Raw genomic sequence first — 291 nt, 5'->3', positions numbered from 1 at the left:
GAAAAACAAACGGTGTATTTCAGCTCGAGTCACAGGGGATGAAACGCGTGTTGCAGCAATTAAAGCCAACTGAGTTTGAAGATATCGATGCGGTTAATGCGCTTTATCGACCTGGACCAATGGAATATATTCCTACCTTTATAAGGAGAAAGCATGGGGAAGAAGCAATCACTTCCCCACATCCTGACTTAGCTGCGATATTGTCGAAGACCTACGGGGTATTAGTTTATCAAGAGCAAATTATGCAGATAGCTAATAGAATAGCAGGATTTTCTTTAGGTAAGGCAGATA

The 291-nt window shown here is 41.6% G+C and carries 1 protein-coding gene; it reads left to right on the top strand.

The features are described 5' to 3' along the window. Positions 1-291 (top strand): hypothetical protein (locus tag JKP73_RS22845; protein ID WP_200412060.1); only part of this gene is annotated, 291 nt, incomplete at both ends.

The organism is Virgibacillus salexigens (genome assembly GCF_014905415.1).
GTDB classification, from domain to species: Bacteria; Bacillota; Bacilli; order Bacillales; family Amphibacillaceae; genus Virgibacillus; species Virgibacillus salexigens.
This window is presented reverse-complemented; position numbering and strand designations above follow the sequence as displayed.